The organism is Streptomyces sp. NPDC006365, assembly GCF_042870755.1.
GTDB classification, from domain to species: domain Bacteria; phylum Actinomycetota; class Actinomycetes; order Streptomycetales; family Streptomycetaceae; genus Streptomyces; species Streptomyces xiangluensis.
Genome location: NZ_JBIAHS010000018.1, coordinates 208,601 through 222,673 on the forward strand (window position 1 = coordinate 208,601; position 14,073 = coordinate 222,673).

At 68.9% G+C, this 14,073-nt stretch carries 11 protein-coding genes and 1 pseudogene; 10 read left to right on the forward strand and 2 right to left on the reverse strand.

Features of this window, described 5'->3' with window-relative positions:
* Positions 1–29 precede the first annotated feature (29 nt).
* Complete coding sequence (locus ACFYO0_RS36355; protein ID WP_388684862.1) at positions 30–749, forward strand: HAD family hydrolase; 720 nt, start codon at positions 30–32, stop codon at positions 747–749.
* A gap of 261 nt (positions 750–1,010) precedes the next feature.
* On the opposite strand, the gene ACFYO0_RS36360 is transcribed toward ACFYO0_RS36355, so the two are convergent.
* On the reverse strand, positions 1,011–1,193 hold the full coding sequence (locus ACFYO0_RS36360) for a hypothetical protein (RefSeq protein ID WP_388684864.1): 183 nt from the start codon (positions 1,191–1,193) through the stop codon (positions 1,011–1,013).
* Between the two features lie 177 nt (positions 1,194–1,370).
* Here ACFYO0_RS36360 and ACFYO0_RS36365 point away from each other — a divergent pair, with 177 nt between their 5' ends.
* From ACFYO0_RS36365 to ACFYO0_RS36390, 6 genes are all read left to right on the forward strand, one after another.
* Positions 1,371–2,249, forward strand: coding sequence for a winged helix-turn-helix domain-containing protein (locus ACFYO0_RS36365; RefSeq protein ID WP_388684867.1), 879 nt, complete (start codon positions 1,371–1,373; stop codon positions 2,247–2,249).
* Between the two features lie 249 nt (positions 2,250–2,498).
* Positions 2,499–4,640, forward strand: coding sequence for a phosphotransferase (locus ACFYO0_RS36370; protein ID WP_388684889.1), 2,142 nt, complete (start codon positions 2,499–2,501; stop codon positions 4,638–4,640).
* Positions 4,641–4,895: 255 nt separating this feature from the next.
* Positions 4,896–5,510, forward strand: a complete 615-nt coding sequence (locus tag ACFYO0_RS36375; RefSeq protein ID WP_388684869.1) for a TetR family transcriptional regulator — start codon at positions 4,896–4,898, stop codon at positions 5,508–5,510.
* 87 nt (positions 5,511–5,597) lie between these two features.
* Positions 5,598–7,682 carry a HelD family protein gene (locus tag ACFYO0_RS36380; protein WP_388684870.1) on the forward strand — a complete coding sequence of 695 codons (2,085 nt, stop codon included), beginning with the start codon at positions 5,598–5,600 and terminating at the stop codon, positions 7,680–7,682.
* 247 nt (positions 7,683–7,929) lie between these two features.
* Positions 7,930–9,264 (forward strand): S8 family serine peptidase, encoded by a 1,335-nt coding sequence (locus ACFYO0_RS36385; protein ID WP_388684872.1) that lies wholly within the window; start codon positions 7,930–7,932, stop codon positions 9,262–9,264.
* A complete protein-coding gene (locus tag ACFYO0_RS36390) occupies positions 9,261–9,509 on the forward strand; it encodes a hypothetical protein (RefSeq protein WP_388684875.1) in 249 nt (82 codons plus the stop codon). The genes ACFYO0_RS36385 and ACFYO0_RS36390 overlap by 4 nt, the downstream gene beginning before the upstream one ends.
* A gap of 225 nt (positions 9,510–9,734) precedes the next feature.
* Here the strand turns inward: ACFYO0_RS36390 and ACFYO0_RS36395 are convergent, their stop codons facing one another.
* Positions 9,735–10,766: a GlxA family transcriptional regulator gene (locus ACFYO0_RS36395; protein WP_388684877.1), complete on the reverse strand. Its 1,032-nt coding sequence runs from the start codon at positions 10,764–10,766 to the stop codon at positions 9,735–9,737.
* Positions 10,767–10,836: 70 nt separating this feature from the next.
* Here ACFYO0_RS36395 and ACFYO0_RS36400 point away from each other — a divergent pair, with 70 nt between their 5' ends.
* The 3 genes and pseudogenes from ACFYO0_RS36400 to ACFYO0_RS36410 form a co-directional block, all read left to right on the forward strand.
* Positions 10,837–12,135: an MFS transporter gene (locus ACFYO0_RS36400; protein ID WP_388684879.1), complete on the forward strand. Its 1,299-nt coding sequence runs from the start codon at positions 10,837–10,839 to the stop codon at positions 12,133–12,135.
* Between the two features lie 427 nt (positions 12,136–12,562).
* Positions 12,563–13,507, forward strand: coding sequence for a LysR family transcriptional regulator (locus tag ACFYO0_RS36405; protein ID WP_388684880.1), 945 nt, complete (start codon positions 12,563–12,565; stop codon positions 13,505–13,507).
* Positions 13,508–13,646: 139 nt separating this feature from the next.
* Positions 13,647–13,899 (forward strand): annotated as a pseudogene (locus ACFYO0_RS36410) (ATP-binding protein); the annotation flags it as partial.
* Between the last annotated feature and the right edge of the window lie 174 nt (positions 13,900–14,073).

Below are 14,073 nucleotides of genomic sequence, written 5' to 3' on the forward strand. Positions count from 1 at the left end.
CTGAGCTGGTGACAGCAGAGACAGAGCAAGTGACAGAGAAACTGAGGGGATTGATCGCCGGAGCGCGCTTCGTGCTCTTCGACTTCGACGGCCCGATATGCAAGTTGTTCGCGGGGCACACGGCGGAGCAGGTGGCCAAGGACCAGGTGCGGTGGCTCGAGGAGAGAGGGCTGCGTGGGCTCCTCACGGAGGAGGAGCAGAGAGAACCCGATCCGCATGTCGTGCTGCGGATGGTCGATCGTCGGCATCCTGACAGTGATCTGGTTTTCGAGCTGGAGAAACGTCTTACCCTGCAGGAGCTGAGAGCCGTGGAGTCGGCATACCCCACCGCCCACGTGGATGTGCTGATCCAGACCTGGTACGCGCTGGGCGCGCGGCTGGCCGTCGCGACCAACAACTCCCCGCTGGCAGCTACCCGTTATCTGGCCACCCGGGGCCTGTCCGAGTGCTTCGCCCGGCACATCTACGGGCGTACGCGGGACCTCTCACTCCTGAAGCCGCATCCCCACTGCCTGAACCGCGCGCTGAGCGCCCTGGGCGCCGATCCCTCCGAAACGCTGATGATCGGTGACACGGCAACAGACTTCGCGGCGGCCAAGAGCGCCGGGGTCCGCTTCATGGGCTACGCGCGTAACGAGGCCAAGGAGACGGTGCTGCGGAAGGCCGGAGCCGAGGTGGTCGTGGGGTCGTTCGAGCCCCTCCTGAAGATGCTCCGGGAATCGGGCCCGAGCCGCGACCGGAGGCGGTGAGGCGAACGATCGTGCGTCCAATTGGGTTGGTTTGCTTGATGGTTGGCGGAGGTACGGTCGGTGTGTGGCTGAGGGCCGGGGCGGCGATGGGGGTGGCAGGGAGTTCGAGCGTGTGCTGGACGCGCTGCGGACTCGCTTGACCAGCGGATCCACACCCACAACGGGGCGGAGGGTGAAGTCGGACCCTGTGCAGTTGGGCCCGGCGATCAGTGGACCCCGACGGCGGACGCCGCGCAGCCTGGCCATGCCGTAGAGCGGTTCTCAGGCCTGAGCCATCAACAGCACGAACAGAACGGCGGCGACGGTCAGGCACGTCGAGTTGCGGGCCCGGATCCCCCAGGTGATCAGCACCAGACAGACGATGCCCATAGCCCCGTACCGCCATTGGATCAACTGCTCTATGCCGAGGCCCATGACGACCGACAGCAGTTGGAAGAAGACCATGGCCCCACCCCTTTGTCTCGGCCACTTCCAGCGAAGCGATCAACTAGTCGGCCAATTGGACTGGTTGACTTAGATTGGTCTTCCCGGCTTGTCTGATCCCTTAACCGGCAGGCTTGTTGGACTGTTGAGTTGACTGGAAGTGGTTTGTTTCTCGACTGGAAGAGGTACGGTCGGTTTGTGGCTGAGGGGTGGGTCGGTGAGGGGGGCGGCAGGGAGTTCGAGCGCGTGCTGGACGCGCTGCGGACTCGCCTGACCGACGGCACGTATGAGGTCGGCAACCGTCTGCCGCCGCAGCGAGAGCTCGCCGAACACTTCAGCGTTTCCCGGGATACCGTGCAGCGCGTCCTCAAGGCGCTGGCCGGAGAGGGCTGGATCGAGTCCCGCCAGGGCAGCGGAACCTGGGTGATCAAGACTCAGCGGATACAGTCCCCGACGGCGGACGCCGCGCAGCCTGGCCATGCCGTGACGCTGGCCAGCCTCATCGGTAAGGCATTCGAGCAGCCCGAGGTCACCCTGGATGTCTACACACTGACGTCCGAGTCCCTCAATGCCCACGTCAGGGTGCAAACCGAACGGATCCGCGCGAGAGTCATAGCGCCGCAGCGCATCGCCCTGCGCATGCTGCTGCCGTCCGAGACGCTTGAACTGCCCTATCCGCGAGCCGAGGACCCTGCCTACAACGAGGCCGTGCGACAACGCCTACTCGGCATTACCCGCGTGCACACGGCGTCACTGCGACGCGCCCTACGGGATCTGCGCATCGAGGGCCAGGGCCCGGTTCCCACCGTTGACATCGAGATCCGGCATGTGCCGCTGGCCCCCGCGTTCAAGCTCTACCTGTTCAACGGTGCCGAAGCGCTGCACGGTCCGTACGAGGTGGAGCAGCGCCGCATCGAGTTGGACAGCGGCGAGGAGATCGATGCCCTCGACGTGCTAGGCCTCGGCGCCACCCTCACGCACTACGTCAAGGACGACGACCCGAATTCACAGGGGTCGGTCTTCGTCGGCAGCATGCAGTCCTGGTTCGACTCCGTCTGGAACCTGCTTGCGGAGTGAGCGCAAAAAAACGGCCTGAATCTCACAAGCATGCCCATCCCAGAGGACTCGTATACCTCATTGATACCAACACTTAACGGACTCAGGTCGTGAGGGGTCTCCGCCGACGCTAGGCTGCGCTCAACTTCGAACGTCAGCCAGGAGCGGCCAGTGCGCACATTGCCTGATCCCAGCCGCTTCTCCTGGGAGCAAAAGTTCGCCGATCAGGCCTATGGCAAGTTCGTGGACCTGGCGAAAGAGCGCGGGGCGATGAGCGGGGGCCATCACAACCGCAACTATGTGCTGCCTCTGACCGAGGACATGGCCCGCCATGTGCGGCGTGATGCCGGCACATCCGTGACGGTGCGGATCCGCAAGCCCGAGGCGCTGCCGGTCGTGATCAGGACCTGGCAGCACGAGTCGGAGATTCTGAACGCCATCAAGGGCGTCCTGCGCCACGTACCGGAGTGCCTGGCCGAGCGCGGTGGCTCCGCTGTCCACAGCTATGTGGAGGGTGTCCCCCTCTCCAACGTGTGCCCGAACGGCAAGCCGGTCGACAGACTGCTGATCAAGGCGTTGGCCGAGCTGCTCGCACAGATGTCCCAGGTGCGCAGGGAGGCGTTGCCGCCATTGCCCGATGCCTGGCCGCGTAACGACAAGGACAGCCAGGGGTTCCTGCGTACGCTGGCGCGCCTCGCGGACCGGCAGATCCGTCAGCCCAATTGGCCTGCCTTCGGCGGGCTGTTTACCGCTCTGGGCATCCCCGAGGACGCCCTGACTCGTCTGGCCGACCGGGTGCCCGCCATGGCGCGCCGCCCGTACAGCCTGCTGCACGCGGATCTCCACCGGGACAACGTGATCGTGACCTACAGCGGTGTCCCGCCCCTGATCTGCGTCGACTGGGAACTCGCGTCCTACGGTGACCCTCTGCACGACCTCGCCACGCACCTCGTCCGCATGCGGTATCCCGACTTCCAGTGGGACGAGGTCATCGACGCGTGGGGCGAGGCGGTACAGGCAACGCGCCCTCTCGCTGTGAACGGTCTCGCCAAGGACCTGCGTCACTACATCGACTTCGAGCGGGCCCAGTCCGTCTATCCCGATGTGATGCGTGCGGCGAAGTCGCTGGAGGAATCGTTCGATCAGAAGAGTCTGGACGAGGCGACAGCATCCGTGCGCCGTGCTCTGGAAGCCGCCGCGAAACCTCTCCGACTCGCCAGTGTGGCGAGCGAGACGGAGATCGAGAGAGTTCTCTTCCGGTGGCAGGCGTCCCGGCGTGACCGGCTCCCGGGGGTCCGGTCGGTCAACGTCATCAGCTGGGATCCGGATCCGAGGGTGCCGGAGCATCCCGATTTTCCGAAGTCCGCGGTATTCGACGCGTTGATCGCGGAGGGGGCGGCCCCCGCAAGCCGGGTGTTCAAGGGCACCGCACACCTCAACTCGGTGGTCCGGGTTGCGGGCGTCGACTTTCCGGTCGTCGTACGCCGCAAGGTGGCATCGGTCAGCCGCCGAGAGCCCAGCTTCCTCAGCGAGCACGCCGTACTCCAGGCCATCGAACGATCCCAGGTCGCTGTGAGAGCGCCGCGGGTGCTCGCCCTGGGCGCGAGTTATCAGAACGACCCGTTCGCCATTCACACCTATGTCGGTCCGCCCGACGGTGATCAGCCCCCCAGCCATCCGGTGCACGGACTGCTGCCTCATGAGGCGGACGGGCTCGTTGACCAGCTCTGTGCGCTGACCAACGTCGATTACCGTCCTCTGGACCCGATCGGTGAGATCGCGGATGCGTCGGAGTTCTACGGCTGGCTGAGCGAGCAACTTGTGGCGCTCGTCCGGGAACTGCCCAAGGAATCGAAGCAGGTGGCACGCAACCTCGGCCTGCCCGATGCCCCCGGGCTCAGTCAGATCCTGTCCCGGCATCGCGTGACACCGCGCCGGCCGGCCCTGCTGCACGGTGATCTGAACCCCTGGAACCTCGTGCGCCGCGATGATGCGCTCGCCCTCACCATCATCGACTGGGAGATGGCGATGGTCGGCGACCCGCTGTACGACCTGGTCCGGCACATGCATCTCACCCCGACCCAGCCCGAGATCCGCAAGCGCCTGTTCCGCCGCTGGGAGCGCAAGCTTCCCAGCACGCACACGAAGGACTGGGAGCAGGACTGGCGCGTCTACCGGTGGATCGAGAGCGTCCGCTCCGCCTACGTGGATCTCGACCGCCTGGTCACCGGCGCCAGCCTCGACGCCCCGAACGTCCGCAGGGCGGTGGACTCGTACGCCGTGACCCTCGCAGTGGCCAAGGGGTCACTCGGACTGCCTACTCGCGCTACCGCGAACCCCTACCTTGCCCGCGCGTTGCCGCACGGAGACCATGGCGGCATCAGTCGGGCCGGGTTCACTGTGGGCGCATGACACGTCGCCGGACGGCCCGAGGCGAGGGGGCCGCTAATGTCCGGGGCGGAAAGTGGTGGAGCCGACGGCGGGTGGGGCTTACGGCTGAGGCGGTAGCAGGGGTGGTTGGAGCCCGTGGTGAACTCGATCCGTGGAATCTTGCGGCAATCCCCGAGTGGAGGCAGGGACCGTGACGTGAGGCGTTCCTGAAGGACGTCACACGGCGGCACAGCCGCTCCGCTCGCATGCGGCCCCGTGGTGCGTACGCTCGTCCGCATGAGTGACACAGGTCTGCGCGAGCGCAAGAAGCGGCGGATGTACCAGGACGTCTCCGAGGTCGCGATCGGGCTGTTCCTGGAGCGGGGGTTCGACGCCGTCTCCGTTGCCGAGATCGCCGCAGCCGCCGAGATCTCCAAGCCGACCCTCTTCCGGTACTTCCCGACCAAGGAAGACCTGGTCCTGCACCGGTTCGCCGATCATGAGCAGGAGGCCGCGCGGATCGTTGACGAGCGGAGCGAGGGGCAGTCGCCGCTCGATGCGCTGCGGGTGCACTTCCTCGATGGGCTCAAGCGGTGTGATCCCGTCACCGGGCTCAATGACGCGGAGCCCGTGCTTGCCTTTCACCGGCTGCTCTATGGGACGCCCTCGCTCGTGGCCCGGCTGTACGGGTTTCTGGAGCGGTCCGAGGAGGCGCTCGCCCGTGCCCTCGGCGGGGACCTGGAGGCCCGGCTCGCCGCCGGGCAGATTGTCGCCGTGCGGCGGATCCTCGCGATGGAGAACGTACGGCGGATGGCGGTGGGTGAGCGCGCGGAGCAGGTCCGGGCGGATGCCGTCGCCGCGGCGGGGCTGGCCTTTCGGCAGTTGGAGGCGGGGTTGAAGCGGTTCGCATGAGGCGCCGGGGTCGTAGCTTGCCGGCACCACCACTGAGACTCGATAAGAAATTTAACCGAGTAACGTTTTGTCGCTATCCTTGCTGGAATGACGTCCCCTGAGCCCTCCCTCCAGCACGCCCTCACCCAAGAACGCGCCCACCACGAAACCTGCCGAGCCGCCCTCGCGGCGATGATCGACGGCGCCCAGGAGCACGTCGTCACCGGCGAGGACGTCTCCGCCTCCGGGGCCGACGCCGAAGTGCTCGGGTATCAACTGCGCAGCAAGGCAAAGGAGTTGCGCGAGCTGCCCGAAGGCCCCTTGTTCTTCGGGCGGTTGGACTTCGACGGCGGTGAACACGCCGGGCAGAGCTACCACGTCGGGCGGCTGAGGATCAGCGAACACCCCGCAGCCCCGCCCCTCGTCGTCGACTGGCGCGCCCCCGTCTCGCGCGCCTTCTACCAGGCGAGTGCCCGCGACCCGCAGGGCGTCCGTGTGCGTCGGAGGTTCGGCTGGGCGCCGGGCAGTCGGGGCGAGTCCGCCGGCCTCACCGGTCTGGAGGACGAGCAACTCGGGGCGGGGCCCGGTGCGGGGGAGTCGCGGCAGCAGAGCCGTATCCTCGCGGGCGAGATCGAGCGTCCCCGCGTCGGCCCCATGCGCGACATCGCCGCGACCATCCAGCCCGAACAGGACGATCTCGTACGCGGCGACCTGGCGACCTCCGTCTGTGTGCAGGGTGCTCCGGGCACCGGCAAGACCGCGGTCGGACTGCACCGCGCCGCCTACCTCCTCTATACCTACCCGCAGCGCATCCAGCGCTCCGGCCTGCTGATTCTCGGACCCAACCGCACCTTCCTCTCGTACATCTCCCGGGTGCTGCCCGCGCTCGGCGAGACGGGCGTACGGCAGTCGACCCTCACGGACGAGATCGCCCGCCATCCCGTGACGGCCACGGATACGGAAGCGGCAGCCGTCGTGAAACACGACATGCGGATGGCCGAAGTGCTGCGCCGGGCGCTGTATGCCCGTGTGCGGGCCGGAGGTCCGGGCGACGTCGCGGTGCCGGACGGTTCCTACCGATGGCGGGTGCCCGGTGGGGAGTTGGCGCGGATCGTGGCGGGCGTACGGGACGAGGAGCCGCCGTACTCCGTCGGGCGTGAGCGCGTACGGACGCGGGTCGTGCGGCACATTCAGCGGCAGGCCGAGCGGCGGGCGGGGCCGGTGACGAACGCATGGGTGCGGAAGATCGAGCGGGCGCGGGCCGTCAGTGCGTACGTCGACGGCGCCTGGCCCGCGGTGCGGCCGGAGGAGGTCGTCGCGGAGCTGCTCGCCGACCCGGACGCGCTGGCCGCGGCCGCGGACGGGGTGCTGGACGCGGACGAGCAGAAGGCGATTCTGTGGGCCCGGCCGCCTCGGTCGTACAAGTCGGCGCGGTGGTCGGCGGCCGATCTCGTGCTGCTCGACGAGGTGGCGGGACTGGTCGAACACCCGGAGGGTTACGGGCACTTGGTGATCGACGAGGCGCAGGATCTGTCGCCGATGGAGTGCCGGGCGATCGGGCGGCGCGCGGCCTTCGGCTCGCTGACGGTACTCGGTGATCTCGCCCAGGGGACCATGCCGTGGGCCGCGCGCGACTGGCCCGGACTGCTCGGGCAGTTGGGGAAGCCGGAGGCGGCGGTGGTGCCGTTGACGACCGGGTTTCGGGTGCCGGGGGCGGTGGTCGAGCTGACGAACCGGCTGCTGGCGCGGCTGGATGTGCGGGTGCCCGCGGCTCGATCACTGAGAAGCGACGGCGAGTTGAGGATTCGGCAGGCCGCGGACGTCGTCGGGGAGACCGTCGCTGCCGTGCGGGACGCGCTCGCGCACGAAGGGTCCATCGGGGTCATCACGGCCGACTCCGACGTCGTACGGGTGCGGGAGGCGCTCGCGGCCGCGGGGATCGAGTCGGCGGGTCCCGACGAACTGGGCGCGCGGATCGCGGTGTTGGGGGCCGGGGTCGCCAAGGGGCTCGAGTACGACCATGTCGTCGCCGTGGAGCCGGCGGCGATCGCGGAGGGGGGTGCACAAACAGTGGGTGAGGCGGAGGGAGCCACGGGGGCGAGTGCGCGAGGGCTGCGTCGGTTGTATGTCGTGCTGACCCGGGCCGTGTCCCGGCTCGATGTGGTGCACGGTCGGGCGCTGCCCTTCGACTGATGCCGCTCGAAGCCTGCGAACCAGCCCCACGACCCCGTCGGCGGTCCTGAGTTGCCGGTCTCCGTGCCCGGTGCCACCGTGAACGGGGGGCAACGCCGACGGCCCGGCAATGGACAACCTTGCAGGTCAACGGCAGTACGCGTCGATACACGACTGAACCGCGCCCCGCGATCCGTGGCGTCTGACAGCCCGTGCCTCGGCGCGCGTCCACGAAACAGGGGGAGCGCACAGAAAGCAGGACAACCACATGGCGAACGGACCCATGGACAGGCGCGCCTTCGACGGGCAGCCCAATCGACCCAGCGCATCCGCCACCGGCCAGGATGCGGAGTACACCGGTCGGTACGTGGTCCTGCTCGACCCGAGCAACCAGGAAGGCGGACTGAACGCGCTGCGTTCATCCGCCGACATCGCGTCCGTCGAACGTGTCCGCGGAGCCGAGGTGGGGAACGTCTCCGAACTGCTGGAGCGCCCCGACGTCTCGGTGCACTTCGAGGAACTCGCCGCCGCCGTCGTCGAGGTGCGGCCCGACCAGCGCCACGCGCTGGTGACCACGGCCGAGGTCGAACCGACGATCCTCGCGGCGGAGCCGGAGCGCATGGTGTACGCCATGCCGATCACCGCCCCGACGCAGGCGCCGACGGAGTTCTACCCGGCCTACCGCAGTGACGAGGAGATTGTCGACCGCCACACCAGGGCCGAAATCGCCGCCGCCCAGGGCCCGGCCTCGGACGAACAGAGCTTCACCTGGGGCCTGCAGGCAATCCGGGCCAACCTGTCCCATCTGACCGGACGCGGTGTGAAGATCGCCGTCCTCGACACCGGCGTGGACATCACCCACCCGGACCTGGTCGGGTGCATCGAGGACACCATGTCCTTCGTGGTCGGCGAGGCGGTCGAGGACGGCAACGGCCACGGCACCCACTGCATCGGCACCGTCGCCGGCCCGGCCAAACCCCAGCAGGGACCCCGGTACGGCGTTGCCTGCGACGCCCGGATCCTCGCCGGAAAGGTCCTCAACAACAGGGGCAGCGGCGCGGACGGCCAGATCCTGGCGGGCATGGCCTGGGCCGTCGCCCGCGGCGCACGGGTGATCTCCATGTCGCTCGGCGCGCGGGTCCGACCGGGGGAGCTCTTCCCGCAGACGTACGAGATCCTGGCCAAGCGCGCGCTCGAGCGCGGGACCGTGATCGTCGCCGCGGCCGGCAACGACAGCGAGCGGCCCCCGGTCATTCATCCTGTCAGCCGGCCCGCCAACTGTCCCTCCGTCCTCGCGGTGGCCGCCCTCGACAGGGCACTCACTCCGTCGTTCTTCTCCAACGGCGGCATCAACGGCCAAGGCGGCGAGATCAACATCGCCGCGCCCGGCAGAGACGTGCGCTCGACCGCCCCTGGCGGCAGGTACCAGAACCTGAACGGCACGAGCATGGCCACACCGCACGTCGCGGGTGTCCTCGCCCTGCTCGCCGAGGCGAACCCCAACGGCTCCGCGGCCGATCTCGTGGCCCGTCTGAAGGCAGGCGCGTTCCCGCTGGCGCAGCCCGTCAGGGACGTCGGCTCGGGCCTGCTCCAGGCCCCGTGAGCGAGCCTTCCCGGTCCGCGCCGGTCGGGGTCATTCTCGCGGTCGACCCCGACCGGTTCGCGGAGGTGGTCGAGGCTCTGCGGCAGGCCGGGCTGACGGTCACCGGAGAGCAGCCGGTCCTCGGCACGCTCTCCGGCACTGTTGCGGAGGACCGGATCCCGGACCTGGAGGCGGTCGACGGCGTCGATTCCGTCGACCGGGACCGCACGGTCCAACTGCCGCCGCCGGACTCCTCGATCCAGTGAGTTCGTTCGCTCCCGCCGCCCCTACCCGTCCCATCCCGGGGCGTTGCCCCGAACCCCATCCCGGGGCGTTGCCCCGAACCCCAACCAGGGGCTCCGCCCCGAACCCCGACCAGGGGCTCCACCCTGGACCCCGTCGAGGCTGCGGCCCGGCCCCCCATCGGCCTGCGGCCTCGTCCTCAAACGCCCCTGCTACCGCTGCGAGGTGCCGCCCAGTCCGGGCAAAAATCAGCTCCTGCGGCGATTGAGGAGCGGGGGTTCGGGGGCCGGCCCCCGAAACGGGGTCCGGGGCGGAGCCCCGCGCGGCATGCGGAAGGCGCGGCGGTAGGCGGCCGGAGTGGTGCCGAGCGCGCGATGGAAGTGCTGGCGGAGTCCGTCGCCGCTGCCCAGTCCGCTGCGTTGGGCGACCGTGTCCACCGGAAGGTCGGTGGTCTCCAGCAGCTCCCGAGCGCGCGCCAGCCGCTGCTGGTTGAGCCAGCGCAGCGGAGTGGTGCCGACCTCGCGCGCGAAGTACCGCTCGAAGGTACGGGTGCTCATTCCGGCACGTGCCGCCAACTCCCCTACAGCCAGTGGCTGTTGGAGTCGGTCCAGAGCCCAGTCCAGGACCGGGGCGAGTCCCTGCTCCGACGTCCGTACGCGGGGCGCGCCGGCCGGCGCGTACTGAGACTGGTCGCCCTCCCGGTGCGGGGCGACGACCATACGGCGGCCCACCTCGGCTGCCGCCGCCGAGCCGTAGTCGTGGCGCACGATGTGCAGGCAGAGGTCGATGGCGGCCGCGGTACCCGCACTGGTGAGGATGGAGCCGTCGTCGATGTACAGGGCCCGCTCGTTGACGCGCACGCGGGGGTGGCGGCGGCGCAGTTCGTCCGCGTACATCCAGTGCGTGGCGGCCTCGCGCCCGTTCAGCAGTCCGGCCGCTGCCAGCACGAACGCGCCGGAACAAAGGGATGCCACCCGCGCCCCCCGGGCGTGCGCGGCACGCAGCTCGTCGAGCAGCGCCTCGGGCGGCTCGTACGCGCCGTCCATCACACACGCCGGTACGACGACGAGGTCGGCGTCCCGCAACGCGTCCACGCCTCGCTCGGCGGTCAGGCTCAGCCCGCCGGGTGCCCGTTGGATGCCACCCGGCGTGGTGCTGCACAGCGTCAGTTCGTATCCCTCGCCGAACACGGCGCAGGGCACCGAGAGTTCGAACAGCGAGGTCTCCTCAAGGAGCGTGACCACAACGCGTATCGGTCCTGCGGGCTTGTCCTTGGCCATGACGTAAATCTAGTGCTTCCTGACGTTTCCGCCACTGGTTTGGTGTCACCCCAGCTCACAGGCTTGAGACATGGAAATGACACGCATCATCGGTCGCCCCGAGTGGCACGTCGGTCTCGCCGGCCTCAGTGCCATCGGCGTGACCTTCGGCTTCGCCCGCTACGGCTACGGCCTCTATCTCCCCGAGTTCCGCCGCGAGTTCGGTCTGTCCGTCGCGACGGTCGGTCTGATCGGCAGCGCGAGTTACATCGGCTTCGTCGTGGCCCTGCTCCTGGTCGGCACGCTGGTCGCCCGTTTCGGTCCGCGCTCCATGGTGATCACGGGCGGAGGGTGCGCGACCGCCGGCATGGGCCTGGTGGCCGTCGCCCGCGAACCGGCCACCCTCACCACGGGTCTGGTGCTGGCAGGCATGAGTTCCGGCTGGGTCTGGGCTCCGTACTCCGACGTGGTGGACCGTGTGATCCCGCAGAACCGTCGCGAGCGCGTCATGGCGGTGATCGCCACCGGCACCGCTTTCGGCGTCGTCGTCGCGGGACCGCTCGCCCTGCTGCTGCGTCACTCCCACTGGCGGCACGCCTGGTCGGTCTTCGCCGTGGCCGCGCTGGTCGTCACGGTCTACAACGCGCTGGTGCTGCCCGGCGGTTCACACCGAGCGGCGCCGCACGGCACACGGAAGGGGAGCGAGGGCGGCCGAGCCCGATCCGGGGCAGGGCGAGGCGGGTTCCTGCGCCGCCGCGCCGTGCCGCTCTATCTCACGGCGGTCTCGTACGGACTGGTGGGCGCCGTGTACTGGGCCTACGCGATCGAGGCGATCACCGACGAGACCGGCTCCGGCTCGGCCACCGCGCCGCTGTTCTGGACCCTGATGGGGCTGGCCGGTACGGCGGGCGCGCTGACCGGCCATGCCATCACCCGCCACGGTCTGCGCCGTACGCACATCTGGCTGTTCACCGGTCTCGCCGTAGCTGTCGCCTTGCTCGGCATCGCCCCGGGCTCGCTGCCCGCCGTGGCCGCCTCCGCGGTGCTGTACGGGCCGTGCTTCATGGCCGGTTCGGCGCTGCTCGCGGTCTGGAGTTACTACACCTTCCCGGAGAAGCCCTCCACCGGCTTCACCGCGACCATCCTCTTCGTGGGCCTGGGCACCATCAGCGGCCCCGCCACACTCGGCGCCCTCGCGGACAGCCACGGACTGCGTGCCGCATTCCTGGTCACGGCCCTGGTGGCAGCCACAACACTCCTCGTACGCCCTGGCTCATGGCTCGGCCGGGGTTCCGGCACGGGCCAGGCCCGGAACGAGTACGCCCGCCACGGCCAGATGGATCAGAGCAGGTGCGGTGCGGGTCCCGGCCGTCATCCCCACGCAAGCTGAGGGGTCGTCCCAGAGGTCTGCGGCTCGACAGCGCCAGTCTCGCCGGTCCTCGGCGTCATGCCGGGCCCGCCCACGCGTCAGCTCCGAATGCGCCCTTCACGTCTGAGGCGAGGGTGATGGCGTCCACCTTGGCTGCTGGTGGCCTTGTGTGTGGCCGACCGCACCGGCATCGCCGGATGGCGGGAGGGCTCGACCGTCGCGACGCGGTCACGCCCGAAGGGCCGGCCGTGGGTCGCACCGCCCGTGAACGCGGTCAGTCCGAGCCCTTGAAGGACGAGCCCGGCAGCCATCCGGCTGCGGGCAGCACGCCTTCTGCCCTGCTGCTTGCCAAACCATATGTTGACCAAAGACATCGAAGACAGCCTGGCGTACTGGAATCAAACAACCATTTCGCCGATCAGACTCAACGATTGGTTGTCTGCCTAGGATGGTCGGCGTGGACCTCACCTCTGTGTGCACCTTCGTCGCCGCCGTGGACGCGGGACAGTTCCAAGAAGCCGCCACCAACTTGTCGATCACCCCACAGGCCGTCTCCAAGCGCATCGCCGTGCTGGAGAAGGACCTCGGTGTGCAGCTGTTCAGCCGCACGGCCCGAGGAGCCCGGCTCACCATCGACGGGCAGGCGTTCCTGCCTTACGCCCGGGCTCTCCTCCAAGCCGAGGAACGGGCGGCCGCTTCCGTGCGGCCAGGGCGCCGGGCGTTGCGTGTCGACGTGATCGGCCGCAGGGTCTCGGTGGCGGGGCTGCTGCGGGACTTCCACCGTGCGTATCCCGAGACCGATCTTGATGTCGTGACCCTCTTCGATTCCGACACGGCCATCGCCGCCGTCCGGTCCGGGACGATCGACGCGACCTTCCGCGCCGTGAGCATGCCGGGCCGGCAGCTCCCTGACGGCATCGAGGTGACTCCGGTCTTCGACGAACCGCTACACCTGTTCACCGGACCGGCTCACGAGTTCGCCGCCGCCCGCGCGATCACTCCCGCTCAGCTTGCCGGGCGCCGGATCTGGATGCCCGGCAACATGCCTGGCACCGAGTGGACTGCCTACTATGACGAACTCGCCGCCACGTTCGGTCTCACCATCGACTCGGTCGGCCCCAACTTCGGTATCGAGCCGCTCCTTGACACGATCGCGGGCTCCTCGACGCTGGCGACCTTTGTCAGCGAGCGGACTCCGCTGGTCTGGCCTGCCGGCCACGACCTGCGGCGTATCCCGCTGCGTGACCCGACCCCGGTCTACCCGCACTCACTGATCTGGCGCACCGACAACCCGCATCCCGCCCTCACCGCACTCCGTGACCACCTCACCGCTGCGTACGCCGGCCGCCCCGACAGCGGCTTCTGGACACCGAAGTGGGCTCAGCGCGCTTAGAACCGCCGAATATCCCGGAGACGCTATGAGCCGGCTGGTCAAGGGGAAAACGAACGCTTCGTTCCCTACTTCCCGTCGTCCTCGCCCAAGCCATCCACCTCTGGCTCACGCAGGGCCGCAGCGGCTGGCGTCGGGGCCCATGATCGTATGGCTCAACGGCACCCACGGCGCGGGCAAGACGACGACCAGTCCACTCGTGCAGCGACTGATCCCGGATTCACGGGTGTTCGACGCCGAGAAGGTGGGCGAGACACTCATGGACATCAAGCCGGGGCTGCCCGGGACGGACAACTTCCAGCACTGGCCGCCGTGGCGGCCGCTCGTCGTCGGGACCGCCCGCCGCGTACTCGACTACACCGGCGGCACTCTGGTGATGCCCATGACTGTCCCGGCGCCATACTCCCGCCGATCTTCGAAGGGCTCGCGGAGGACGTGGACAACGGAAGGTTCTCCGGCGAGGGCAACCCTCTCAGAAGCCGTATCTCAACCGATCTTGGAACGTGTGGATCGAACGGAGTTCCTGGTCGGGTGATCTTCCGTCGGTACGCGCATGAAGGCAGGGCCTC

Bases quoted from the DNA above. Each gene is read 5' to 3' on its own strand.
- ACFYO0_RS36360 (WP_388684864.1), bottom strand. From the start codon at position 1,193: ATGGTCTTCTTCCAACTGCTGTCGGTCGTCATGGGCCTCGGCATAGAG.
- ACFYO0_RS36370 (WP_388684889.1), top strand. From the start codon at position 2,499: ATGAGCGGGGGCCATCACAACCGCAACTATGTGCTGCCTCTGACCGAG.
- ACFYO0_RS36375 (WP_388684869.1), top strand. From the start codon at position 4,896: ATGAGTGACACAGGTCTGCGCGAGCGCAAGAAGCGGCGGATGTACCAG.
- ACFYO0_RS36380 (WP_388684870.1), top strand. From the start codon at position 5,598: ATGACGTCCCCTGAGCCCTCCCTCCAGCACGCCCTCACCCAAGAACGC.
- ACFYO0_RS36385 (WP_388684872.1), top strand. From the start codon at position 7,930: ATGGCGAACGGACCCATGGACAGGCGCGCCTTCGACGGGCAGCCCAAT.
- ACFYO0_RS36395 (WP_388684877.1), bottom strand. From the start codon at position 10,766: ATGGCCAAGGACAAGCCCGCAGGACCGATACGCGTTGTGGTCACGCTC.
- ACFYO0_RS36400 (WP_388684879.1), top strand. From the start codon at position 10,837: ATGGAAATGACACGCATCATCGGTCGCCCCGAGTGGCACGTCGGTCTC.
- ACFYO0_RS36405 (WP_388684880.1), top strand. From the start codon at position 12,563: ATGGTCGGCGTGGACCTCACCTCTGTGTGCACCTTCGTCGCCGCCGTG.